Source organism: Nonomuraea sp. B10E15, assembly GCF_039871615.1.
Taxonomy (GTDB): Bacteria; Actinomycetota; Actinomycetes; order Streptosporangiales; family Streptosporangiaceae; genus Nonomuraea.
On record NZ_JBDPMB010000010.1, the window covers coordinates 258,809 to 281,756 of the forward strand.

20 protein-coding genes are annotated in these 22,948 nt (G+C 72.1%); 8 read left to right on the plus strand and 12 right to left on the minus strand.

Annotation, left to right across the window (positions count from 1 at the left end):
• Window positions 1-51: 51 nt before the first annotated feature.
• From ABGB14_RS27370 to ABGB14_RS27380, 3 genes are all read right to left on the minus strand, one after another.
• The gene (locus tag ABGB14_RS27370) at window positions 52-1,158 is read right to left on the minus strand and encodes an FAD-dependent oxidoreductase (RefSeq protein WP_347646678.1); all 1,107 of its coding nucleotides are present in this window, start codon (window positions 1,156-1,158) and stop codon (window positions 52-54) included.
• 73 nt (window positions 1,159-1,231) lie between these two features.
• Window positions 1,232-2,137 (minus strand): RNA polymerase sigma factor SigJ, encoded by a 906-nt coding sequence (gene sigJ, locus ABGB14_RS27375; RefSeq protein WP_347646679.1) that lies wholly within the window; start codon window positions 2,135-2,137, stop codon window positions 1,232-1,234.
• Window positions 2,138-2,200: 63 nt separating this feature from the next.
• Window positions 2,201-2,680, minus strand: a complete 480-nt coding sequence (locus ABGB14_RS27380) for a GNAT family N-acetyltransferase (RefSeq protein ID WP_347646680.1) — start codon at window positions 2,678-2,680, stop codon at window positions 2,201-2,203.
• A gap of 236 nt (window positions 2,681-2,916) precedes the next feature.
• On the opposite strand from ABGB14_RS27380, the gene ABGB14_RS27385 reads away from it, so the two are divergent.
• Window positions 2,917-3,492 (plus strand): DUF6506 family protein, encoded by a 576-nt coding sequence (locus ABGB14_RS27385; protein WP_347646681.1) that lies wholly within the window; start codon window positions 2,917-2,919, stop codon window positions 3,490-3,492.
• A 12-nt stretch (window positions 3,493-3,504) separates the two neighbouring features.
• On the opposite strand, the gene ABGB14_RS27390 is transcribed toward ABGB14_RS27385, so the two are convergent.
• From ABGB14_RS27390 to ABGB14_RS27400, 3 genes are all read right to left on the minus strand, one after another.
• Window positions 3,505-4,509: a LacI family DNA-binding transcriptional regulator gene (locus tag ABGB14_RS27390; RefSeq protein ID WP_347646682.1), complete on the minus strand. Its 1,005-nt coding sequence runs from the start codon at window positions 4,507-4,509 to the stop codon at window positions 3,505-3,507.
• On the minus strand, window positions 4,506-7,304 hold the full coding sequence (locus tag ABGB14_RS27395; RefSeq protein WP_347646733.1) for a glycoside hydrolase family 3 C-terminal domain-containing protein: 2,799 nt from the start codon (window positions 7,302-7,304) through the stop codon (window positions 4,506-4,508). Before ABGB14_RS27395 ends, ABGB14_RS27390 begins: the two co-directional genes overlap by 4 nt.
• A 104-nt stretch (window positions 7,305-7,408) precedes the next feature.
• Entirely contained in the window at window positions 7,409-8,620 is a 1,212-nt protein-coding gene (locus ABGB14_RS27400; RefSeq protein WP_347646683.1) for an ROK family transcriptional regulator, read from the minus strand.
• Window positions 8,621-8,843: 223 nt separating this feature from the next.
• Between ABGB14_RS27400 and ABGB14_RS27405 the strand changes: the two genes are divergently transcribed.
• The 4 genes from ABGB14_RS27405 to ABGB14_RS27420 are packed head-to-tail and all read left to right on the plus strand — an operon-like array spanning window position 8,844 to window position 12,890.
• Window positions 8,844-10,484, plus strand: coding sequence for an extracellular solute-binding protein (locus ABGB14_RS27405; protein ID WP_347646684.1), 1,641 nt, complete (start codon window positions 8,844-8,846; stop codon window positions 10,482-10,484).
• Between the two features lie 25 nt (window positions 10,485-10,509).
• A complete protein-coding gene (locus ABGB14_RS27410) occupies window positions 10,510-11,496 on the plus strand; it encodes an ABC transporter permease subunit (protein ID WP_347646685.1) in 987 nt (328 codons plus the stop codon).
• On the plus strand, window positions 11,493-12,416 hold the full coding sequence (locus tag ABGB14_RS27415; RefSeq protein ID WP_347646686.1) for a carbohydrate ABC transporter permease: 924 nt from the start codon (window positions 11,493-11,495) through the stop codon (window positions 12,414-12,416). Before ABGB14_RS27410 ends, ABGB14_RS27415 begins: the two co-directional genes overlap by 4 nt.
• 21 nt (window positions 12,417-12,437) lie before the next feature.
• A complete protein-coding gene (locus tag ABGB14_RS27420; protein ID WP_347646687.1) occupies window positions 12,438-12,890 on the plus strand; it encodes a hypothetical protein in 453 nt (150 codons plus the stop codon).
• On the opposite strand, the gene ABGB14_RS27425 is transcribed toward ABGB14_RS27420, so the two are convergent.
• The 6 genes from ABGB14_RS27425 to ABGB14_RS27450 form a co-directional block, all read right to left on the minus strand.
• Window positions 12,860-13,423, minus strand: a complete 564-nt coding sequence (locus ABGB14_RS27425; protein WP_347646688.1) for a GNAT family protein — start codon at window positions 13,421-13,423, stop codon at window positions 12,860-12,862. The two genes, ABGB14_RS27420 and ABGB14_RS27425, sit on opposite strands and share 31 nt — an antisense overlap.
• An 81-nt stretch (window positions 13,424-13,504) precedes the next feature.
• Window positions 13,505-14,107, minus strand: coding sequence for a histidine phosphatase family protein (locus tag ABGB14_RS27430; protein WP_347646689.1), 603 nt, complete (start codon window positions 14,105-14,107; stop codon window positions 13,505-13,507).
• Window positions 14,108-14,152: 45 nt separating this feature from the next.
• On the minus strand, window positions 14,153-14,662 hold the full coding sequence (locus tag ABGB14_RS27435; RefSeq protein WP_347646690.1) for an AAA family ATPase: 510 nt from the start codon (window positions 14,660-14,662) through the stop codon (window positions 14,153-14,155).
• Window positions 14,663-14,915: 253 nt separating this feature from the next.
• Window positions 14,916-16,169 carry a hypothetical protein gene (locus ABGB14_RS27440; protein ID WP_347646691.1) on the minus strand — a complete coding sequence of 418 codons (1,254 nt, stop codon included), beginning with the start codon at window positions 16,167-16,169 and terminating at the stop codon, window positions 14,916-14,918.
• Window positions 16,170-16,457: 288 nt separating this feature from the next.
• Window positions 16,458-18,209, minus strand: a complete 1,752-nt coding sequence (locus ABGB14_RS27445) for a biotin carboxylase N-terminal domain-containing protein (RefSeq protein WP_347646692.1) — start codon at window positions 18,207-18,209, stop codon at window positions 16,458-16,460.
• Window positions 18,210-18,243: 34 nt separating this feature from the next.
• Window positions 18,244-18,963: an SDR family oxidoreductase gene (locus tag ABGB14_RS27450; protein WP_347646693.1), complete on the minus strand. Its 720-nt coding sequence runs from the start codon at window positions 18,961-18,963 to the stop codon at window positions 18,244-18,246.
• A 129-nt stretch (window positions 18,964-19,092) separates the two neighbouring features.
• Here ABGB14_RS27450 and ABGB14_RS27455 point away from each other — a divergent pair, with 129 nt between their 5' ends.
• The 3 genes from ABGB14_RS27455 to ABGB14_RS27465 all read left to right on the plus strand — a co-directional run bounded on the left by ABGB14_RS27455 (window position 19,093) and on the right by ABGB14_RS27465 (window position 22,928).
• Complete coding sequence (locus ABGB14_RS27455) at window positions 19,093-19,365, plus strand: WXG100 family type VII secretion target (protein ID WP_165960088.1); 273 nt, start codon at window positions 19,093-19,095, stop codon at window positions 19,363-19,365.
• A gap of 162 nt (window positions 19,366-19,527) precedes the next feature.
• Window positions 19,528-20,673, plus strand: coding sequence for a type VII secretion-associated serine protease mycosin (gene mycP / locus ABGB14_RS27460; protein WP_347646694.1), 1,146 nt, complete (start codon window positions 19,528-19,530; stop codon window positions 20,671-20,673).
• A gap of 95 nt (window positions 20,674-20,768) precedes the next feature.
• Window positions 20,769-22,928: a serine/threonine-protein kinase gene (locus ABGB14_RS27465; protein WP_347646695.1), complete on the plus strand. Its 2,160-nt coding sequence runs from the start codon at window positions 20,769-20,771 to the stop codon at window positions 22,926-22,928.
• Window positions 22,929-22,948: the final 20 nt, after the last annotated feature.

A 22,948-nucleotide genomic window follows, 5' to 3' on the forward strand; every position in this document is an offset into this window, starting at 1 on the left:
AGGCGCCCGCTCCCCGCGGAGGGGCGGGCGCCTCGCCGGCCGTCCGGGCCGTCAGAGCCAGGGGCCGGGATGGCGCATGGCCGAGACGGTGCCGCGGATGATGCTCTCCTTGAACGCGGCGGAGGCACGGCCGGTGAGCACGACGTCCAGCGGGCTGTCGTCGGCGCGGGTCACCTGGGTGACGCCGTCGCGGCGGCCCAGGCTGACGTTGCGCCAGACGTGGCGGAACCTGGCCGGCCCCGGCTCCCGCCCGGCCACCAGGCCGGCCACGGCGTCGCCCGTGCACAGGCCCATGGGCAGCCCGGTCTGGCACGACATCCGCGACCGCTCGCCGGGCGGCGCCGCAGCGTCGCCGACGCCGAACACCTCGGGATGCGACACCGAGCGCAGCGACCGGTCGACGACCATGCGGCCCTCCCCGTCGGTGCGCAGCCCCGACGCGGCGGCCAGCGGGGAGACGCGGAACCCGCCCGCCCACACCACCGTCCTTGCGGGCACCTCGTCGCCGCTCTCCAGCAGGACGCCGTCGGGGCCGACCTTGGCGACGGGTTCGTGCTCGCGGACCGCGACGCCCAGGCGGGCGAAGGCCCGATGGACGTGGCGGCGGGCCCGTACGGACAGGCCCGGCGCGACGGGGCCGGCGCAGAGCAGCTCGACCCGCAGCTCCGGGCGGGTCTCGGCGAGCTCCGCCGCCGTCTCGATCCCGGTGAGCCCGCCACCCACCACGGTCACCGCTCCCGGCCCTGCCAGCCGTGCCCGCAGCCGTACGGCGTCGCCCTCCGTCGCGATCGGGCACGCGTGCTCGCGCACCCCTGGCACGGTGTCCAGGTCGGCGGCGCTGCCGAGGGCGTAGACCAGCACGTCGTAGCTCAGCGTGTACGGCGACCCGTCCAGCTGGACCGTCCGCGCCCGAAGGTCGAGGCCCGTCACCTGGGCCACCACCAGCTCGACGCCGGTGCCGTCGAGCAGGCCGGCCAGCGGCAGGTCGGGCAGCCGCTGCCCGGCCGCGAGCTGGTGCAGCCGCACCCGCTCGACGAACCGGTCGGCCGCGTTGACCAGCGTCACCCGTACGCCCGTCGAGCGCAGGCGGCGGGCGGCGCGCTTGGCCGCCCCCAGCCCGGCGTATCCGGCTCCCAGCACCACGATGTGGTTCGTCATGGTTCCTCCGATCGAGTCCCCACCTGAACCGGCGAGCCGGGCCGTTCGTGACACCGCTGGCCTGTGACGGTGCTCACATGAGCTGCGTGGCGGCGAAGGCGAGCTTGGCCGGGCTCACGATGGTCCTGACCGCGGAGACCCGCCCGTCCGCGACCTCCACGGCGAAGACCGCGAGCAGGCCGCCGCCGGCGTCACGCACGACCACGGCGGGCTCGGCGTTGACGTCCACGATGTCCCACGCGATCCCGGCCGCCTCCGGCCGGTCGGCGAGCCCGCGCAGGTAACGCAGCACCCTCGCCCGCCCGTACACAGGGCGGCGGGCGGCGGTCGCGGTGCCGCCGCCGTCGGCCCAGGCCACCACGTCGTCGGCGAGCAGCTGCTCCAGCGCCGCCACGTCGCCGCCGAGCGTCGCCCGCAGGAACCCCCGCACGATCCGGCGATGGTGCTCGCGGTCGCTCTCGAACCGTTTGCGCGGCTCGCCGACGTGCGCCCTGGCCCGGCGGTGCAGCTGGCGGGAGTGCTCCTCGGTGATGCCGAGGATGCCGGCGACCTCGGCGTGGGCGTACCCGAACGCCTCCCTCAGCACGAACACCGCCCGCTCCACCGGCGTCAGCCGCTCCAGCAGGATGAGCACGCCCAGCGACACCGACTCGCGCTGCTCGACGGTCTCCAGCGGACCGAGGGCCCCGTCGCCGGTCAGCACCGGCTCGGGCAGCCAGGGCCCCGCGTAGCTCTCCCGCCGCCGCCGAGCCGAGGTGAGCTGGCTCAGGCACAGGTTGGTGACCACCCTGGTCAGCCAGGCCGCCGGCACCTCGACCGGCCCGGCCTGGCTCCAGCGCATGTACGCCTCCTGGACCATGTCCTCGGCCTCGGCGGCCGAGCCGAGCAGGCGGTAGGCCAGCGCGAACAGCCGCGGCCGCTGCTCCTCGAACACGGCCACGGGCGCCGGGCGCCGCTCCTCCGCGCCGGGAACCTCCACGCACCCGATGCTAGGACGTCGCCCGGTCGCCGTCCCGAGCGGGAGAGCCGGTGGGGCCGGTCGTCAGGCGGTGCGGTAGCGCACGGTCTCGGCGTCGGCGCTCCACCGCCGCAGCCCCGCCTTCTCCAGCACGCGGATGGAGGCGGGGTTGGACAGCTCGGCGGTGGCGTGGACGGCGTGCACCTCCGGCGCGGTCAGCGCGTGCGTGACGAGGGCCCGGGTGGCCTCCGGCGCGTAACCGCGGCCGCGCCGGGAGGGCACGACGCCGTACCCGATCTCGATGGCGCCTTCGGCGGGCGGCCAGAACAGGCCGATGGAGCCGACCACCCGGCCGCTCTCGCGTTCGACGATCACGCGATGGCCGTGGTCGCCGAGCAGTTCGGGTTGTCCGTCGAGGATGCCGGCGATCACGCGGTCGCCCTCGGCGGGGAAGTCGTCCGCCCAGTGCTCGAGCCGCTCGCCGCCGAGGACGGCGGCGATCTCGCCGGTGGCCCATGGGCGCAGCACGAGCCGGTCAGTGGTCAGAATGGTGTTGGAAGACACGCGACACTCCTGGTCGTCGGTGGGACGACCGGGCCGCGGGCGCTACGCTCGCGCGACCCGGTCAAGGGCATGCTGACGAAGGCCGTGGCGGGCCATATTCATCAACCTCCCCGTCCGGGTGCCGACCGTTCGCGAGCCAGGTTACCCGGTGTGGCGGATCAAGTTGTCGGCGGGGGTTGACCTGAACTTTGGTTGAGGTAGCAGAGTGGAGGGACCGAAAGAAAGGGAGCAGTGCCATGCCGAAGGACACAGTGGTCATTTACGAGGAGACCGGCGCCGACCCGGAAACCGACGTGCTGGTGATCCGGAACGCGAGCGGACGCACCCGCGTACGCGCTGTCGGGGACCCCGCCCAGATGGCGGAGCTGGTGACCGGTCTGGTGGCGGAGGGAGTGGACCAGGTCGAGCTCTGCGGCGGCTTCGGCGCCCTCTGGCACGCGGAGGCCGTCAGAGCCTCCGGCGGGAGGGTGCCGGTGGGGGCGATCTACTACGGGTTCGAGTCGCTGGCCGGCGTGGCGTCCTTCAAGGCCAGGTACGAGGCCGGAGAGGCGTTGTCCGAGGCGTTCATCATCGTGCACGAAGGGGCGGACCCCGAGGCCGACCGGGTCGTGTTCGCCAAGGACGGCGGCGGCAGCACCACCGTGGTCGGGGTGCCGGACACCGCGGCCGCCGCAGAACTGGCCGGGAAGATGGCGGCCGACCTGCAGCTGATCGAGCTCTTCGGAACGCCGGGGCCGTACGCGGCCGAGCCGGTCATCCGCGCCGTGGACCCCGACGCGCTCCCCGTAGGCGTCATCGCCCACCGCCGCTGACAGGACGCGGGCTCAGGTGCTGGCGCGGACGGCGAGTAGCGGGGTGAGCAGGGTGGAGTCGGGCACCGCGCGGCCCTCCAGCTTGTCCATGACCAGGCGGACGGCCTCTCTGCCCACCTCCTCCGCCGGGATCAGCACCGAGGTCAGCGGCGGGCTGGCGCGCTCGGCCACGTCGTCGGGGCAGATCGCCACCACGGCCACGTCGTGCGGCACCCGCCGGTCCAGCTGGCGCAGCGCGGCGAGCACGTGCCCGACCGCGGCCTCGTTGTGCACGACCAGCCCCGACAGACCGGGCTGGTCGAGGAGCAGGTCGCGGACGGTCTCGTACACCTCGTCGAACGTCTCCTCGCAGGCCAGCGCCACCCCCTTGAGCCCGTGGGCGTCCACCGCCTCCACGAACCCCTCCCGGGTGCGCCGGGCGAAGCCGGTGCCCCGCTCGTAGACCACGGACGGCGCCCCCAGCAGGGCGATCTCGTCGTGGCCGCGCTCGGCCAGGTGCTCGACGCAGCGCGCCCCGGCCGCGGCGAAGTCGAGGTCCACGCACGTCAGCCCGGCGGGTTCGGCGGGAAAACCGATGAGCACGCTCGGCTCGGCCAGCTCGCGCAGCAGCGGCACCCGGCGGTCGTCCAGCTCGACGTCCATGAGGACGAGCGCGTCCACCAGCGCGCTGGCCGCCACCCGCCGGATGCCGGCCGTGCCCTCGTCGGCGGTCAGCAGCAGCACGTCGTGGTCGAAGCGGCGGGCGGCGGTGACGACCGCGCTGGCGAAGCGCATGAGGACGGGCACGTGCATGCCGGCCCGCAGCGGCAGCACCAGCGCGATCACGTTGGAGCGCCTGCTGGCCAGGGCGCGGGCGCCGGCGTTCGGGTGGTAGCCGAGGGCGTTGATGCTGTCGAGCACCCGCCGCCTGGTGTCGGCCGAGATCGTCCGCTTGCCGCTGAGCACGTAGGAGACCGTGCTGACGGCCACGCCCGCGTGCTTGGCGACCTCGGAGATCGTGACCGCGCGCCCGCTCAAGCCCCGGCTCCGAAGTCGAGCCGGGACAGCCGCACCCCGTCGTTCTCGAACACGACATAAAGATCGTGCACGCCGTCCGCGTCCGCAAGGGGAGCCGTGACGGCGTGGTAGGTGTAGCGGCCGGTCCGCGGCACGGGAAGCGTGGCCAGGGCGGAGCCGTAGAGCGGGTCGTCGCGGCGGATGGTGATCATGCCGCCTTCCGCGCTGCCCGCCGTCGCCACGCAGGACACGCTGTCGGTCAGATCGACCTGCCGGAACAGGATCCAGGCGCCCTCCGCGTCGGACCGCACGGCGTCGCCGTCCTCCTTCGTCTCGTCCACGAACGTGATCGCGTCGTACTCGTCGTGGCAGGCCGCGCGCAGCGGCCCCGACTGGGGCGGGATGGTCTCGCCCTCGACCTCGAAGGGGGCGCTCAGGCGCAGGTCGGTGGCGCTGCGGCCGACCATGAGCCGGTGCGGCGCGTGCTCCACGACGAACCTGCTCCTGGTCACGTCCCAGAAGGCCAGCTCGGAGACGGGCAGCGCCAGGCCGACCGTACGGCTCTCGCCGGGCGCGAGGTGCGCCTTCTCGAAGCCGCGCAGGCGGCGCAGCGGCTGCTTGACGCGGGAGCGCTGCTGGTGGGTGTAGAACTGCACGACCTCGACGCCGGGCCGCGTGCCCGTGTTGGTGACCGTGACCTCGGCGCGCAGCACGTCACCGTCGAGGCGCACGCGCAGGTCGGCGTAGCCGAACGTGGTGTAGCTGAGGCCGTGGCCGAACGGGTGCAGCGGCACCCCGCGGAAATACTGGTAGGTGGCGTCGGAGGCGATGATGTCGTAGTCGAGCAGGTCGGGCAGCTCCTGCTCCGAGCGGTACCACGTCTGGGTGAGGCGGCCCTCCGGGTCGGCGTCGCCGAAGAGCACGTCGGCCAGGGCGTGTCCGTACTCCTGGCCGCCGTGGGCCGACCACACCACGGCGGGCACGTCCCCGTCGGTCCAGGTGAGCGGGTAGCCGCTGGTGATGACCATGACGGTGCGGGGGTTCGCCGCGCGCACGGCCCGCACCACGGCGTCCTGGGCGGGGGCGAGCGCCAGCGTCATGCGGTCCTCGGTCTCCCTGCCGTTGACGAGGGGATGGTCGCCGACCACGACGACGGCGACGTCCGCGCCCGCGGCGAGCCTCGCGGCCTCCTCCGCGCCGCTCCTGACGACGTCCATGGCCAGCCAGACGGCCTGGTCGGCGTCGTCGACCAGGCGCAGCACGCCGTCGGCTCCCGCGCCGACGTAGCAGCCGGTCGAGATGTGGCGCAGGGCGAGGGTGCCGCGCGGGCGCTCCTCCATGCGGAACGTCTGGCGCACCTCCCACCCGTTCGGCCCCGGCTGGTCGTTGACCAGCGTCTGGCCGTCCACCGACACGAACCGCCCGGTCGCCACGGCCCGCAGCGCGTAGGCTCCGCCACCCCAGTCGAACAGGTCGAACCGGCCCGCGTCCACCTCCCTCGGCACCCCCGTCGGCGCCACCGTCGCCGCGCCGCCCACGCTGAGCGGCCCGCCGGCGGGGTCGGCGGCCACGGGCCCGGCCTCGGCGGTCAGCGTCACCCGGTCCACGGCCTCGCAGAACACCGTCCGGCAGCGCTCGGCCAGCCCGGCGCGCGCAGTGACGGCGTAGGGCAGGGTGCCGCTGTACCAGTCCTCCATGAGCGCGTCGCCGAGCTGGCCGATCACCGCGACCGTGCCGGTCCCGTCCAGCGGGAGCAGGCCGTCGTTGCGCAGCAGCACGAACGAGCGCCGCGCCGCCTCCCTGGCCAGCGCCTGGTGCCCGGGGCAGTTGACCACGTTGTCGGTGATGCCGTCGTACGGCGTCGCGGGGTCGAACTCGCCGAGCCGGAACCGGATGGACAGCGCGTGGCGTGCGGCGCCGTCGACGTCCTCCTCCGTGAGCAGGCCGAGCCGCAGCGCCTCGCGCAGGTGCCCGAGCGTGGCTTCCGCGCGGTCGTCGTCCTGGGTGAAGCTGTCGATCCCGGCCTTGATGGCGTGTGCGTACGCCTCGGGCGGCGTGTCGTGGTAGCCCTGCAGCGCGGTGAGGTTGCCCGGCGCGTACGCGTCGCTGACCACCAGCAGGTCGCCGGGCGCCCAGGCGCGCAGCACCTGCCCGATCAGCGGGCTGAGATGCGCGGGACGCCCGTTGACCAGGTTGTACGACGGCATGACGGCCACCGCGGCGCCCTGCTCGATGGCGGGCCTGAAGGCGGGCAGCTCGTACTCGCGCAGCACCCGGGGCGGCAGGCTGCTGGAGGTGGTGCAGCGGTCGGTCTCGTTGTTGTAGGCGAGGAAGTGCTTGAGGGTGGGGGCGGTCTTCAGCGTTTCGGGAGCGCTCCCACGCAGCCCGAGCGCGAACGCCGTGGCCGTGACGCCGGTCAGCCACGGGTCCTCGGAGTAGCCCTCCTCGTTCCGCCCCCACCGGGGGTCGCGCAGCGGGTTGACCACGGGGGCCCACACGTTGAGCCCCGCGCCGGCCGGATCCTTGTGGTGGAAGGCCAGCACCTCGTCGCCGACCGCCTCGCCCACCCTGCGGACGAGGTCGATGTCCCAGGTCGAGGCCAGCCCGACGGCCTGGGGGAACACGGTGGCCGGGCCGAGCCAGGCCAGGCCGTGCAGCGCCTCGGTGCCGGTGCGGAACGCCCCGACGCCCAGCCGTTCGACCGGGGCCTGGTACTGGTGGAGCAGGCCCGTCTTCTCCTCGAGGGTGAGCCTGCGTATCAGGTCGTCGATCCGGGCGGAGAGGGGGAGCGCTGGGTCGCGGAAGGGTTGGTGCATGGTCATCCCTCGGAGAGTGTCGAAGCGCTTCGACGACCGGCCTGGCGAAGTTACGCGGACATTTCGGTGGGTTGACTGAAGGGTGCACGTCCCTGTGACCAAGGTCAAGGGATTCGCGACAATCCTCCGGGCAATTTTCCCGAATCGATGGAGTCGAGCACCCGCGCCGCGCCCCCGAGCGCCGCCGCGTCGTGACCCAGCGTCGAGGCCACGACCTGGCATCCGCCGCCCTCGACCGCGATGACGCGCTCGCCCATCTCGCCGTGCACCGCCGGCAGCAGCCAGGGCGCCAGCGGCACGTAGTAACCTCCCAGAACCACCACCTCGGGGTTGAGGAGGTTCGCCAGGATGGACACGCCCTTGCCGAGGTTCCTGCCCACCGCGTCGAGCGTGGCCAGGGTGCCGGGGTCGCCGGCGCGGGCGAGCCGCACCGCCTCCTCGATCTCCATCTGCACCTCGGCGGGAGACACGTCCTTGCGCAGCACGGCGCCGATGCCCGCCATGACCTCCAGGCAACCGCGCCGCCCGCAGGGGCACGCGGGACCGTCGGGATCGAGTTGCACGTGGCCGATCTCGCCGCTGTAGCCGAGGCGCCCCCTGCGCAGCCGCCCGTCGAGGATGATGCCCGCCCCCACGCCGATCTCGCCGGTGAGACAGACCAGGTCGGAGGCTCCGGCATGCGCGCCGAAGCGCTGCTCGGCCAGCGCCGCGAGGTTGGCGTCGTTGTCGACCTGGATGGGAAAGCCGGGGTCGCGCAGCACCTTGGCCAGGTCGCCGCCGATGTCGGCGTCACGCCAGCCCAGGTTGGGCGCGATGCGGACGGTGCCCTGCACGTCGACCAGGCCCGGCACGGCCACGGCCAGGCCCAGCACCTGGCGTTCCTCCTTGACCATGCGGCCGACCACGCGCCTGATGATCGCTCCGACGCCGGCCATGCCCTGGATGACCGAGCCGCCTCCGGCGAACCCGCGCCGCCATGTCAGCAGCCGCTCGCCCGCCAGGCCGGTGGCCACGGCCGACACGTGGTCGACGTTGATCTCGACGCCGATGGCGGCGTACGGGGAGCCGTCGAGCACGAGCATCGTGGCCGGCCTGCCGACCCGGTTCTCCGTCAGGCCCGTCTCGCGTACGAGCCGCCGGTCGATGAGGTCGGCGACGAGGCTCGACACCGTCGCCTTGTTCAACCCGGTGGAGGCCGCGATGTCGGCCCGCGAGCACGGCGCGTGCTCGCGGACGAAACGCAGCACGACCGCGAGGTTGGTGGCGCGCACGTCGGCGAAGTCGGCCGGCTGCGGGCCGGTCGTAGAAGTGATCAATATCAGCCCCGTTCCCAGATGACCCCAGCATGCCGCATCGCGGGCTCCCTTCCCTAACGAGGAACCCGCTCGCGGGAGGCGCCGCCGCGTAGCACGTTTCCCATCAGTGCCAACCTGTGACCGTCCCGATCCTTGTGGCCTATGCTGACAGTCTACTAATTTGTTTGGCTGAAATACCAACTAATTCTGAGGCCCATCCCTCACTCGGAGAAGGGAGCGAGCCATGCCAACCACCACAACGCGCCGCGGGTTTCTCGGCCTGGTCGGAGCGAGTGTTCTGGTAGCGGGCTGCGCCGAGAAGAAAGCGACCTCCAAAGGCACCGCCGTGGCGGCCGACAAGCTCAAGAGCCTGGTGCCGACCCGCGTGCCGTTCGAGATCCCCGGGCTCAAGCCCGACCTGCCCGGCAGCGAGTTCGTCGCGCCCGGCTTCCTGACCCGCCCCGCCACCATGGTCCAGGCCGTCACCGCCAAGCCGCTGACCAGCGGCAAGGAGGTGACCGCGATGACGCCGCTCTGGGGCACGGTGCCGCCCGGCCTGGGCGACAACTCCTACTACGACGCCGTCAACGAACGCCTCGGCGGGACCGTGCGCTTCAACATCTCCGACGGCAACACCTACGGGCAGAAGGTCAGCACCCTGCTGGCCAGCGGCGACGTGCCGGAGATGATCCAGATCCCCGGCTGGGAGATCATCACGATCGCGCGGTTCACGGAAGCGGCCAACAAGCTCTTCGCCGACCTGTCCCCCTACCTGGCCGGCGACAAGGCCAGGGAGTTCCCGCTGCTGGCCAACTACGACACCGCGGCCTGGCAGTACGGCGTCTTCGGCGGCGTGCTGCAGGGCATCCCCTGGCAGAACGAGCCCTTCCCGTTCGCCGCCTTCGTGCGCCAGGACATCCTGGAGGAGCTGGGCCTGGAGCAGCCCAGGAGCGGCGACGACCTGGTCACGCTCGGCAAGGCCATCACCGACGCCAAGAAGAAGCGCTGGGCGTTCGGCGGCGGCATGGAGCAGGAGATGCAGCGGGCCTTCGGCGCGCCGCGCGAGTGGCGCAAGAAGAGCGACGGCACGCTCGAGTACAAGTACGAGACCGCCGAGTTCGCCGCGTCGGTCGAGTTCATGGTCAAGCTCTTCGAGGCCGGCTACGTGCACCCCGACATCGTCGCGAACAAGGACGCCGACAACAAAGGCATCTTCGGCAGCGGGCAGATGATCATCTATCGCGACGGGCCAGGCGCCTGGCACGAGAGCCTCGGCCGGTTCCTGCCCGACAACCCCACGTTCGACATGCAGGCCGTCGACCCCTACCCGGCCAAGCCCGGCGGCAAGGCGATCATGTGGCGCAACGAGCCGGCCGGCATGTTCTGCTTCATCAGGAAGGGCCTCGGCGACGCCCGCACCCGCGAGCTGCTCGCGCTGGCCAACTGGTGCTCGGGGCCGTTCGGCACGCAGGAGTACGAGCTGGTCAACAACGGCGTCGAGGGCGAGCACTACGACGTCGAGGACGGCAAGGTCAAGCAGACCGCGCTCGGGCGCAAGGAGATCGCGCCCACGTACATGTTCCTGTCGGGCCGCCCGCCGGCCAACTCCATGAGCCAGTACGACGGCCTGGTCCAGGCCCAGCACGACTGGCAGACGAAGGCCGCCGCGATCCTCGACAACGACCCGTTCGTGGGGATCCGGGTGGAGACCCCGTCCAAGATGGCGGGCCTGGCGACGCCCACCGAGGACAAGATGAACGAGGTCTTCCGCGGCAAGCGGCCGCTCTCCGAATGGCCCAAGATCGTCAAGGAGTGGCAGGACCAGGGTGGCAACGAGGCGCGCGAGTTCTACATGAAGGTCGCCCGCGAGAACGGCAGGCTGTGACATTCATGGGCGCTAAGGACCTCCCATGGGGGCCATGACGGCCAAGCGGCCCGTCCGGCGCGGCGCCCGGCGACCGGGGCACGCCGCACCGCCGCACCCGCTGTCCTGGCGGGCCAAGGCGCGCAGGGACTGGCCGCTGCTGGTGATGAACCTGCCGATGTTGCTGGTCGTCCTGGCCTTCTGGTGGATCCCCGCGCTCGGCAACGTCATCGCGTTCCAGGACTACAACCCCTACACCGGCGGCATCACCGGCAGCCCGATCATCGGCTTCACCAACTTCGCGCTGCTCTTCCAGGACCCGCAGTTCCTGCGTGCCATCCTGAACACCCTGTCGATCACCGCCTTCCAGCTCGTCTTCTACTTCCCCGTGCCGATCATGCTGGCGCTGCTGCTCAACAGCATCGTCTCGGCCCGGCTGAGGGCGTTCGTGCAGGGCGTGGTCTACATGCCGTACTTCTTCTCCTGGGTGCTGGTCGTCGCCATCTTCCAGCAGATGTTCGGCGGCGCCGGGCTGCTGGCGCAGATCCTGCGGGACAACGGGCGCGAGGCCGTCGACTGGATGACCGACTCCGACACGTTCATCCTGCTCATCACCTCGCAGACGATCTGGAAGGACGCCGGCTGGGGCGCGATCATCTTCCTGGCCGCGCTCAGCACCATCGATCCCAACCTGTACGAGGCCGCCGCCGTGGACGGCGCCCGCCGGTGGCGGCGCATGTGGCACATCACCCTGCCAGGACTGCGGCCGGTCATCGTGCTGCTGCTCATCCTGCGGCTGGGCGACGCGCTCAACGTCGGATTCGAGCAGTTCATGCTGCAGCGCAGCGCCGTCGGCAGCGAGGCGTCCGAAGTGTTCGACACGTTCGTCTACTGGTCGGGCCTGCGCACCGGCGACCTCGGGTACGGCGCCGCGGCCGGGCTGTTCAAGGGCCTGGTGGGCCTGCTGCTCATCCTGGCGGCCAACCGGGTGGCGCACGCGCTCGGCGAGCGAGGAGTGTATTCACGATCATGACAGTGCTGACGTCCAGACGCCGCAGGGGCGCGCCCGCCAGGCTGGCGCCCTGGGAGGAGCGGCCCTCACCGGCCGCCCGGCTCGGCAAGGGCACGCTGGTGACCCTGATCGTCCTGGCCGTGCTCGGCCCGCTCTACACGATCGTGCTGACCAGCCTCAGCTCGTCGGCCACCGTCAACCGGGTCGGCGGGCTCGTGCTGGTGCCCGACGGCATCACGTTCGAGGCGTACCGGCAGATCTTCTCCGACACCGTGGTCAGCAGGGCCGTGCTCGTCAGCACCGGCGTGACCGTCGCCGGCACGCTGATCAGCACCGGGGTGAGCGTGCTGGGGGCGTACTCGCTCTCGCGGCCCGGCTCGTTCCTGCACCGGCCGTTGCTGTTCAGCGTGCTGCTGATGTTCGTGTTCTTCCCCGGCATCATCCCCGTCTACCTGATGGTGAGCGGGCTCGGGCTGAAGGACAGCTACTGGTCGCTGATCCTGCCGACGGCCGTCTCGGCGTTCAACGTGGTCGTGCTCCGCTCGTTCTTCATGAACATCCCCGGCGAGATCCTCGACAGCGCGCGCATCGACGGGGCGGGCGAGTTCCGCATCCTGTGGCGGATCGTCCTGCCCATGTCCAGGGCGGTCACGGCGGTCGTCGCGATGTTCTACGCGGTCGGCTACTGGAACGCCTGGTTCAACGCGATGCTCTACATCGACGACACCCGCAAGTGGCCGCTCGCGCTCATCCTGCGGCAGTACGTCGTCGACTCCAACCCGCTGCCCAGCGCCACGGCGGGAGTGACGGGCGACGCCCCGCCGACACTGGCGATCAAGATGGCCATCGTGGTGATCGCCGTGGTGCCCGCCCTGATCATCTACCCGCTGGTGCAGCGCCACTTCACCAAGGGCGTCATCGTGGGGGCCATCAAGGGCTGAGCCAGGGGTAGCACCCCGTTCATGCACACCATCGTGAAGAGCCTGGTCGCGGGCGCCGCCGGGACCAGCGCGCTCAACGTCGCCACCTACCTCGACATGGCGATCAGGGCGCGAGCCGCCAGCACCACGCCGCAGCAGACCGTCGAACGGCTGGCCGGTCTCGCGGACGTCGACCTCGGGCAGGACGAGCGCGCCGAGCACCGCAAGGAGGCGCTCGGCGCGCTCACCGGCTACGTGACCGGCGCGGGGGCGGCCCTCTGCTACGGGCTGCTCTCGTCGCGGCGCCGGCCCTCCTGGACGGCCGGAGTGGGCGCGCTCACGGCACTCGCCATGGCCGGCTCCAACGTGCCGATGACGGTGCTGGGCGTCACCGACCCGCGCGAATGGCCGGCGTCGTCCTGGATCTCGGACGTCGTCCCGCATCTCGCGTACGGGATCGCCGCCTACGTGGCGTACGAGCTGCTGCGGTCCTGACCCGCCGTCTCCGCGGTGATGGCCCAGCGCTCGTGGTCCCTCCACGCCCCGTCGATGAACTGGAACTTCGGCGAGAACCCCTCGCGCTCGAACCCCAGACGCCTGATCAGCCGCAGGGAGGGCGCGTTCGACGGCTGGATGTTCGCCTCCAGCCGGTGCAACTCCATCTCGCCGAACGCGTACCCGACGAGCAGGCCCAGACCCTCCGTCATGTAACCGCGGCCGGTCGTGGACGCGTAGGCGGAGTAGCCGATCATCCCGGACTGGTGGGTGCCCCGGACGATGTTGTTGATGTTGACGCGGCCGACGATCGCGCCCGTGTCGCGCAGGCAGATCAGGAACCCCTCGTACGCCGGCTGGTCGAAGCGGGCGACGTAGGACTCGAAGGACGCGTACGACGCGGTGACCGGGCGGCCGGGCATCCACGGGGCGAGCATGTCCGCGCTCTCCTGGTGCAGCACGGCCAGCTCATCGAAGTCCTGCAGGCCGATGAAACGGAGGGCCACGCGCGGGCCCCGGACAAGATAGATCACACCGGACATTCTGCATGCGGCTTCAGTTCTGCTCGCGGGCTCAGCCCGGCCAGATGTCGCCCTGCCCTTCTGCTTGCGGGGTCAACCCGGCCATGCCTCGCACCGCCATGACCGCCCGTCCCACTCCACGAGGAACGGCGCCGCGTGCGGCAGCGGCGCCCCCCACACCCGCGCGCCCAGCCCGCACAGGGCGTTGAGCCCGGCCGTCAGGCTCGCGACATGGCCCACCACGGCCACCGTCCCGCCGGGGTGGCCCGCGGCGATCGACGTGAGGGCGGCGACGGTCCGCGCCGTGACCGCGTGCCCGTCCTCGCCGTCGCCCGCCGCCGCGTCCAGGTCGCCGTCCACGATCCACGAACGCAGCGTCTCGAGCATGCGCACGCGGACCGCCGGGTCGGCGGAGCCCTCCAGCCGGCCGGCGTGCATCTCGGTCAGGCCCTCCAGGGGCACGACGCCGTCGAGGCCGAGCGCGTGCCCGATGATCCCGGCGGTCTGCCGGGCGCGGACCGCGGTGCTGGTGTACACGTGCGTGATGCCCTCGCCGGCCAGCCGTCGCGCCGCCTCCGCCGCCTGCTCGTGTCCCCTCGGCGTCAGGCGGGCGTGGGGGAGTGCGCCGGCGGCTCGGGCGGTCACGTTCTCCGACTCCGCGTGGCGCATGCAGAGCAGGCGCACGTGATCGCTCATGGCCGGGAGCCTAACCGAACGTCGCGCCGGGTCCCGCGGGGTGCGTCACGGGCCGTCCTGGTCGAGGCGGTGGACGAGGGTGGTGAGGGACTCCTCCGGCGTCTGGCCGGCCGTGTCGAGAACGATGCGCTCCCGGTGCCACGGCTCGTACTCGCGCTCCACCACCTCCTGCCACTCGGGCAGCCGCAGGTCGGAGATGTCGACCGCGCGGGAGATCACGCGGTCGCGGTGCTCGGCGTGGTCGGAGCAGACCACCTCCACCTCGGCGACCGGTACGCCCGCCGCGACCCCGACCGCGCGCCAGGCGTCACGGGTGACGAGGAGCGGGTTGACCGACTCCGCGATCACGGTCAGCCCCTGGCCGAGATGCTCCTCGGCCAGGGCGTAGCCGACGAAGTAGCCGACGGGCCCGAGCGGCGGGCGGGCCAGGCCCGAGCGCACGATCGCCTGCTCGATCGTGTCGATACGCAGGTGAACCGCGCCCATGCGACGGGCCAGGAGGCGGGCGAGCGTCGTCTTCCCGGTCGCGGGCAGGCCGCCCATGACGATGAGCATGCCCCTCATGCTGCCCGACGGGACCACTCTTCACGCCGCCGCCCGCACGCCTGCCCACGGCCTCCGCGCCCATGCGCCGGGGTCACCGCCGGCGTCCGGGTGCCCGGCGGCCGCGGAGCGGAGCGTCCGCGCCGGGTGTCGGGCGGTCGCGGGTTCTGCGGGAAAAGCGGAGCGCTCCCCCGCGGGAGCCCGTGTGCCGGGCCTCGCGGGGGAGCGCTCCTCCTGCCGAACTAGAACTGTCGGTGGTGTGGCGTCACCAGTCGCCGCCGCCGAAATCTCCGCCGCCGAAGTCGCCGCCGCCACCGAAGTCGCCCCAGCCGCCGCCGGCGTCGCCGCCACCGAAGTCGCCGCCGAGGTCACCGCCGGCGCTGTCGTAGCCACCGCCGAAGCCGCCGAAGCCGAAGCCGCCGCTGAGCATGCTGCCCATCATGGTGCCGATGAACATGCCGGTCATGATGTCGCCGAAGCCGCCGTAGTAGCCGTAGGCGTACGGCTGGTAGGCCGGGCCCGCGTCGTAGTAGGGGCGGCGCTGGCCGTCGACCATGACCTCGCGCATCTGCGGGTCGAAGCCGCGCTCCACGGCCTCGGCGTCCATCTTGCAGGCGGGCACGTCGCGCACCGCGCCGCCGGGCGGGGCCCAGCGCACGTCACGGGCCGACGGGCCGTGTTGCGGGTTGAAGAAGCAGGGCGCGCGCCGCTCGGGCACGGGGTCGTTGTTGACCTTGGCCTTCACCACGGCCAGCGCGTAGCGGCCGTCCTCGAGGGTCTGGGTGACCTCGCGGACCTGGTCGGCGCGCTCCACGGCGGCGAGCTGGGTCTTGGCCTTCTCGTAGGAGTCGAGCGCCGTCTGCCACTCGTCGATGTGCTTGCCGCTCTCGCCGGACAGCGTCACGTCGGTGTCGAGAGCGGTGATCTCCTCGCCCAGCTTGGTGACGTCCTCGTCGACGGTCTGCTTGACCGCGGCGAGGTCCTTCGCGTCCTGGATGGCCTTCTTCTTCCTCTTGTTGCTGGAGTAGAGGAAGTAGCCACCGCCACCGACGACCACGAGCGTGCCCAGGGCGATCAGCGCGGCGGTGCCGCCGGCGCCGGGGTTGGCCTGGCTGCCGGAGTCGAGCGCGGAGCGCTTGCCCTGCGCGGCCAGGTCGACGCGGTTGGCGAAGTCCTTCATGCCGTCGACGACGTTGCCCTCGTTGGAGCTGACCGCGCGGTTGGCCAGCTCGCCCGCCAGGCCAGGCTGGCGCAGGGCGCTGGAGGCGGCGAACAGCGTCATGCCGTCGAGCACCGCGAAGGTGGCCCTCGGCCGGCCCGCCGCGGTCAGCGCGGAGTTGAGCTGGGTCATGTAGGTCTTGATGGAGGAGTCGTCGACCGTGCCGTCGGGGAGCGCCACAGCGTAGATCTTGGTGTCGGCCCCCTTCAGCGCGTCACGGATCTCACTCTGCTGGTCAGAGGTCAGGGGCGAGCCCGACTCGACGTAAAGCGGGTCCTGCTTGTCCTTCCAGAAGGACACGACTGACTGTGCGTCAGGGGGATCGGCCGCCGCGTGAGCGGCAGGGGACAGCGCAAGAACGACGATTAGACCGGCGATCAGAGCCGCGATCGCGGCCCCTGCTCGGCGCAGCGAATGGGTCATTGGCAGCAAGCCTCCTTCGCCCATGAGGACGAACGGGCGGTCGGCAAAGTTCCTCACTCGAACGTTACCCGTCCAAGAGTGCGCGGGTGCACAACGCGGGCGAAGATCCTGGACGGCAGATGCCGTTCTGCTGCCCCACGAGTGAGGACGCGGGGCAGCAGCCCGTCACGAATCCTTGATCACGCAGATGGTGGCGCCCGAGGTGACCGTCTGCCCCACGTCCGCGGAGAGCCCGGTGATCGTCCCCGCCTTGTGCGCGCTGAGCGGCTGCTCCATCTTCATGGCCTCCAGCACCACGACCGTGTCGCCCTCGGCGACGACGGCGCCGTCACCGGCCACGATCTTGACGATGGTGCCCTGCATGGGGCTGACGAGCGCATCGCCGCCCGCCGCCGCCTTCTTGGCGCCCCCGCCGCCGCGCCTCGGCGCCTTGCTCGCGCCGGTGGAGGTCGCGGCGGAGGCCACGCCCAGGCCCGCGGGCAGCACCACCTCGAGGCGCTTGCCACCGACCTCGACGGTCACCGACTCGCGCTCGGGAGCCTCGCCGGAGGCGATCTCACCCGAGTACGGGGCGATCGTGTTGTCCCACTCGGTCTCGATCCAGCGGGTGTGCACGGTGAACGGGGAGGAGGCGAAGGCCGGGTCGCTGACGACGGCCTCGTGGAACGGCAGCACGGTCGGCATGCCCTCGATCGCGAAGTCGGCCAGCGCACGCCGCGACCGCTCCAGCGCCTCCTGGCGCGTGCGCCCGGTCACGATCAGCTTGGCCACCAGCGAGTCGAACGTCTGCGGGACCGTCATCCCCGCTTCGTAGCCGGCGTCGAGCCGGACACCCGGCCCCGACGGCGGGCGCATGACGGTCAGCGTGCCGGGCGCGGGCAGGAAGTTGCGCCCCGCGTCCTCGGCGTTGATCCGGAACTCGATCGAGTGCCCGCGCAGCACCGGGTCGTCGTAGCCGAGCGGCTCGCCGTCGGCGATCCTGAACATCTCGCGCACCAGGTCGATGCCGGAGACCTCCTCGGTGACCGGGTGCTCGACCTGCAGGCGCGTGTTGACCTCGAGGAAGGAGATCGTGCCGTCCTGGCCGACGAGGAACTCGCACGTGCCCGCCCCGACGTAGCCGGCCTCTTTCAGGATGGCCTTGGAGCTTGAATAGAGGACGTCGAGCTGCTCCTCCGACAGGAAGGGCGCCGGCGCCTCCTCCACCAGCTTCTGGTGGCGGCGCTGGAGCGAGCAGTCGCGGGTGCTGACCACGACCACGTTGCCCTGCCGGTCGGCCAGGCACTGCGTCTCGACGTGGCGGGGCCGGTCGAGATAGCGCTCGACGAAGCACTCGCCGCGGCCGAACGCCGCGACCGCCTCGCGCACCGCCGACTCGTACAGCTCGGCGACCTCCTCCAGCCGGCGCGCCACCTTGATGCCGCGCCCGCCGCCGCCGTACGCGGCCTTGATCGCGATCGGCAGCCCGTGCTCCTCGGCGAACGCCACCACCTCGGCGGCCCCGGAGACCGGGTCCTTCGTGCCCGCGACCAGCGGCGCGCCGACCTTCTGGGCGATGTGCCTGGCCTGCACCTTGTCGCCGAGCGCGGCGATCGCGGCCGGCGGCGGGCCGATCCAGATCAGCCCCGCGTCGATGACGGCCTGCGCGAAGGCGGCGTTCTCGGCCAGGAAACCGTAGCCGGGATGCACGGCGTCCGCTCCCGAGCGCCGCGCGACGTCGAGCAGCTTGGCGAAGTCGAGGTAGGTTTCCGCCGGCGACTGCCCGCCCAGCGCGTACGCCTCGTCCGCCACCCTGACGTGCAGGGCGTCGAGGTCCTGGTCGGCGTATACCGCCACGCTGCCGATCCCGGCGTCCTTGCACGCACGGGCCACGCGTACGGCGATCTCGCCGCGGTTGGTGATCAGAACCTTCCGCACCGACGTAAGTCCTTCCTGCTGCCCGAGTTGCGGCTCAGCGGCCCAGGTATGCGCCGCCGTTCACGTGAATCACTTGCCCCGTCACGTGCCTGGCACCCGCTGACGCCAGGAAGAGAACGGTATCGGCCACATCGGCCGGATTTCCAGGGCGGCCGTTACGCGTGTTCTCCACGCGGGCCCTGATGCCGTCTTCGGTCAGCCGGCCGCGGAAGAACTCGGTGTCCACGACGAGACCGGGCGAGACGACGTTCGCGGTGATGCCTCTGGGGCCGAGCTCGGCGGCCAGGTCGGCGGTCCAGGACTCCAGGGCGGCCTTCGCGGCGCCGTACGAGCCCGAGCCGGTGCCGCGTGCGGCGATGGAGCCGATCGAGACGACCCGGCCGTCTCCGGCGATGCGCGGCGCGAGCGCGGTGGTGACGAGCACGGCGGACATGAGGTTGGCGTTGAGGTTGGCCCACCAGGCCTGCGCGACCTCCGCCGGCTCGCCCGGCTGGCCCCGGTCGAGGTTGGTGTTGCCGCCGGCGTTGTTGACCAGCACGTCGACGTGCGCGGGCAGGTCGGCGAGGGCTTCGTTCACGGCGGCGGGGTCGGTGGCGTCGAAGGGCACGCAGGAGGCGCCCAGGCGCTCCGCGGCCTCCTTGAGCACGCCCTCGCGGCGCCCGGTGATCGTGACGCGGTCACCGAGCGAGACGAACGCCGCCGCGACGGCGTATCCGATGCCGGTGCCGCCACCGGTGACCACGATCTCGCGCATGGAAGTCTCCGCTTCCGATGAAGATGAACGATCCTCCGCTAGACCATAGCCGCTCGGCATAACAGGGGCGACGGGAGATGGGCCACCTTAGCCTGAGGGCGCTTTCACAGGTTCCCCCAGGAGGTGTGCATGAGTCAGAGCATGCTCGGCGGCGACCCCGCGGAAATGCAGCAGATGTCCACCCAGTTCACCCAGCAGTCCGAGGCGGTCCGCACCACGATGACCGCGCTCGACCGCGAGGCCGCCAAGGTCGGCACCGCGTGGACGGGGCCGGGCGCCCAGCGTTTCCAGCAGGCGTGGCAGAACTACCGCACGGCGTTCCAGCGCATGACCGAGGAGCTTCAGGAGGCTTCGCGGGTCATCGGCACCTACCGCCAGAACATCGAATCCGCCACGAAATGATCACCGGCAGGGGCCCTGGCGAGGGTGCCGGGGCTTCTTCCGTCGAGCGCCCGGATTTCAGGGGGCCCTTGGCGTGATGGGTGCCGGCCCCTGAAAAAAACTTCCGTACCGCTATGCCGGTTCGCATAGGCCCCTGAAACGGGCAGGCTACGCTTTTTGCCCATGATTGGTCGCGCCCTGGTGGCGAGCGTGCTCGCCCTGCACCTGTCGGCGGTGCCGGCGCTCGCCCAGGCGCCGGAGAAGTGCGCCCCGCCGAAGGCCAGCCCCGCCATCGCGGAGAGCTGGGCCCAGCGGCGCCTCGACGTCAAACGGGTGTGGCCGCTGACCATGGGCCAGGGCGTCACCGTGGCCGTCATCGACAGCGGCGTCGACGAGCGCCACCCGCAGATCCGCCTGGCGGGCAAGGCCGACCTGACCAGCGCCAAGGCCGACCACCGCGACTGCGTCGGCCACGGCACGGCGGTCGCGGGCATCATCGCCGGCCAGCCCCGGCCCGACGTCCCCTTCTACGGCGTGGCCCCCGGGGTGCGGCTGCTGTCGTTCAAGCAGTCCGACGAGACGAACGGTGAACTCGCCACGCTGGTCAAGGCCATCACGACGGCCGCCGACGAGAACGCCGACGTCATCAACATCTCCATCGAGACGCAGGACGCGCCCGAGTTGAAGGCGGCCGTCGACTACGCGCTCGGCAAGGACGTCGTGATCGTCGCCGCCGCGGGCAACACCAGGAAGGACGACGGCACGCCCGCTCCCTCCTATCCGGCCGCCTACGACGGCGTGCTGGCGGTGGGCTCGGCCACGCAGAACGGCGGGCGGTCGGAGTTCTCCAACCCCAACGCGGTCGACGTGCTCGGCCCCGGCCAGGACGTCAGCTCGACGTGGACGGGCGGTGGCTACCAGAGCAAGCTGGACGGCACGAGCTACGCGGCGCCGTACGTGACGGGGGTCGCCGCGCTCGTCCGCGCCCGCCATCCTCACCTCGACCAGCTCCGGGTCCGGCGGCGGGTCATGCTGACCGCGGACGGCGCCGCGGGCAAGGGCACCGGCGTCGGCATGGTCAACCCGCTGCTGGCGGTGACCATGGTGCTGCCGTCGGAGGAGGTGGCGGTCGCGCCGCCGGTGCCGTCGCCGCTGCCGGCCTCGGTGGTGAGCAAGGCCGTGCCGCCCGACCAGCGGGCCATGGAGGTGGCGACGGCCGTGGCCGCCGGCGGCCTGATGTTGTCGGGCGTCGTGATCGCCTTCTACGTGCTGGTGCCCATGGGACGCCGGCGCGGCTGGCGGCCGGGGTCGCGGGCCGGTGTGGATTGACCACTGTTGTCAGGGTGTGACCGAAACTACTGATGCTGCTGGTGCCTATTTGGTTAAATGTCCCTCGTTCATGACGCATTCCCGGAAGGACGGTCATGGCGGAGAAGGACTCGCCTCAGCCTGAGCGCATCGGCTCCCACGAGATCGTGGGGCAGGTCGGCACGGGCCCCCGCGGCGTCGTCCACCTGGGACGGGAGTCGGACGACTCCGACCAGGTGGCCGTCAAGACGCTGGCCGTCGACCCGGCCGCCGATCCCGACTTCGTCGCCAGGCTCAAACGGGTCACGCGGGTCTCCAACTCGAACATCGCCCGCACCATCGACGCGGGTGTCCACGAGGGCCGGCTGTACGTCGTCCGTGCGCACGTCGAGGGCCGCTCGCTGGCCGACACCGTCGCCGAGGACGGCCCGCTGACCGGCGACGCGCTGGAACGGGTCGCGGTGGGCATGCTGACCGCGCTGACCGCCGTCCACCTCGCCGGGTTCGCGCACCGCGGCCTCACCCCGTCCAACGTGATCCTCACCGGCGAGGCGCTGCGCGTCACCGACATCGAGATCGGCGACCCCGCCGGCGAGATCGGCTACCGCGCGCCCGAGCAGATCAACGGGCTGCAGTACGGCCCGTACGCCGACGTGTTCGCCTGGGCCGCGACCGTGGTGTTCGCCGCGACCGGCGCCGCGCCGTTCGGCCACGATGCCCAGGCCGTGCTGAACGGCGCCCCCGAGGTCGGCGACCTGCCCGAGCCGCTGCGGCAGGTGGTGCTCGCCGCGCTGACCAAGGACCCCGGGGCCAGGCCGACCACGTCCACCGCCATGCTGCGCCTGCTCGGGGACGCCAACGCGCCCATGCCCGCGCCGCCGATCGACGGTGTCCCGGTGCCGCCGCCCGCGCCCGTTGGCAGCCCGCCGGCCCAGGAGCCGCCCGCGATCCAGCCCATCCAGCTGTCGATCGAGGGCGTGCGAGGCCCCATGGGCGGCCCCACGCCTCCGCCGCCACCGATGAACCTCGGCCCGGTGCCGCCTCCCGGCATGGGCCCGGTCCAGCACGGCCCCGTACCGCCGGGCGCGATGCAGCAGGGACCGATGGGCCCCGCCCCGCTGCAGGGTCCCGCGCAGCCCGGCCACATGGAGCACGGCTCCCCGCAGGGCCAGGTGCCGCCGCCCGCGCCGCCCGCGTGGGGCCCGCCCCCCGGCCAGCAGCCCCCGGCGCAGGACGCGCAGCAGACCTGGCAGCCGCCCACCGTGCCCCGGCAGGCAGGCAACCAGCAGCGCAGGCCGTTCCCCATCGGCCTGGTGGCCAGCGTGACCGCCGTCGTGCTGCTCTCGGGTCTCGGCCTGTGGGGCGCGAGCCACTACTCCAACAACGTGTCGTTCTCCCCGATCGCCGCGGCGAGCGACGAGGCGGCGCCGGGCGAGGTGTCGAGGTCCGCGGGGTCCGTGGGCGTCGTGCCCACCCAGCCGCAGGCCGAGGTGACCGCGCCCTGGGCCACCGCGACGCCGAGCCCTGACGAGAACGGGGTGGGCCCGATGACCCTCCCGACCGATGCCACGACGGCGTCGCCGGAGGTGCCCGTGCTCACCAGCGTGCCGACGCCGCCGCAGGTCACCACGCAGCCGGTGCCCATCCCCACGGTCACGACGACCGCCGCCCCGACGACCGCCGCGCCGACGGCCACCACGCCCAAGAAGACGCCCAAGCCGACGGCGACCGTGACCAGGACCGTCGAGCCGAGCCGCACGCCCACGCCGACCCCCAGCCAGACCCCGACGAAGAAGCCGACGCCGACCAAGGAACCCACCAAGGAACCCACCAAGGAACCCACCAAGGAACCCACGCGGGAACCGGAGCCGACCCCGACGAAGGCCCCGACCACCAAGGCTCCGGAGCAGCCGAAGCCCACGAAGTCGAGCGCCAAGCCGGCGCCCAAGAAGAACCCCTACAGCGCCACCCAGGTGTGCGGCAGCGGGTTCGTGGTGCAGCGCAGCAGCTCGTTCGAGGGCGGCACGACGTACCAGCTGTGGAGCAACAGCGCCGGGCAGAACTGCGTGGTCACCCTCAAGTCCGGCGCCGACGTCGGCAAGGCCACGAAGGTCAGCGCCACGCTGGAGGTGAAGGGCGGCAGCAGCAAGACCGACTCGGGCAACTTCGAGTATTACGCGGGCCCGGTCAAGCTCTCCGCCAAGGGCAAGTGCGTGCGCTACTCCGGTAGCACCTCCCAGGGAAGCACCAGCGCGGACTGGGCCAACTGCGGCTAGCGGCTGGTGATCCGGCCGGC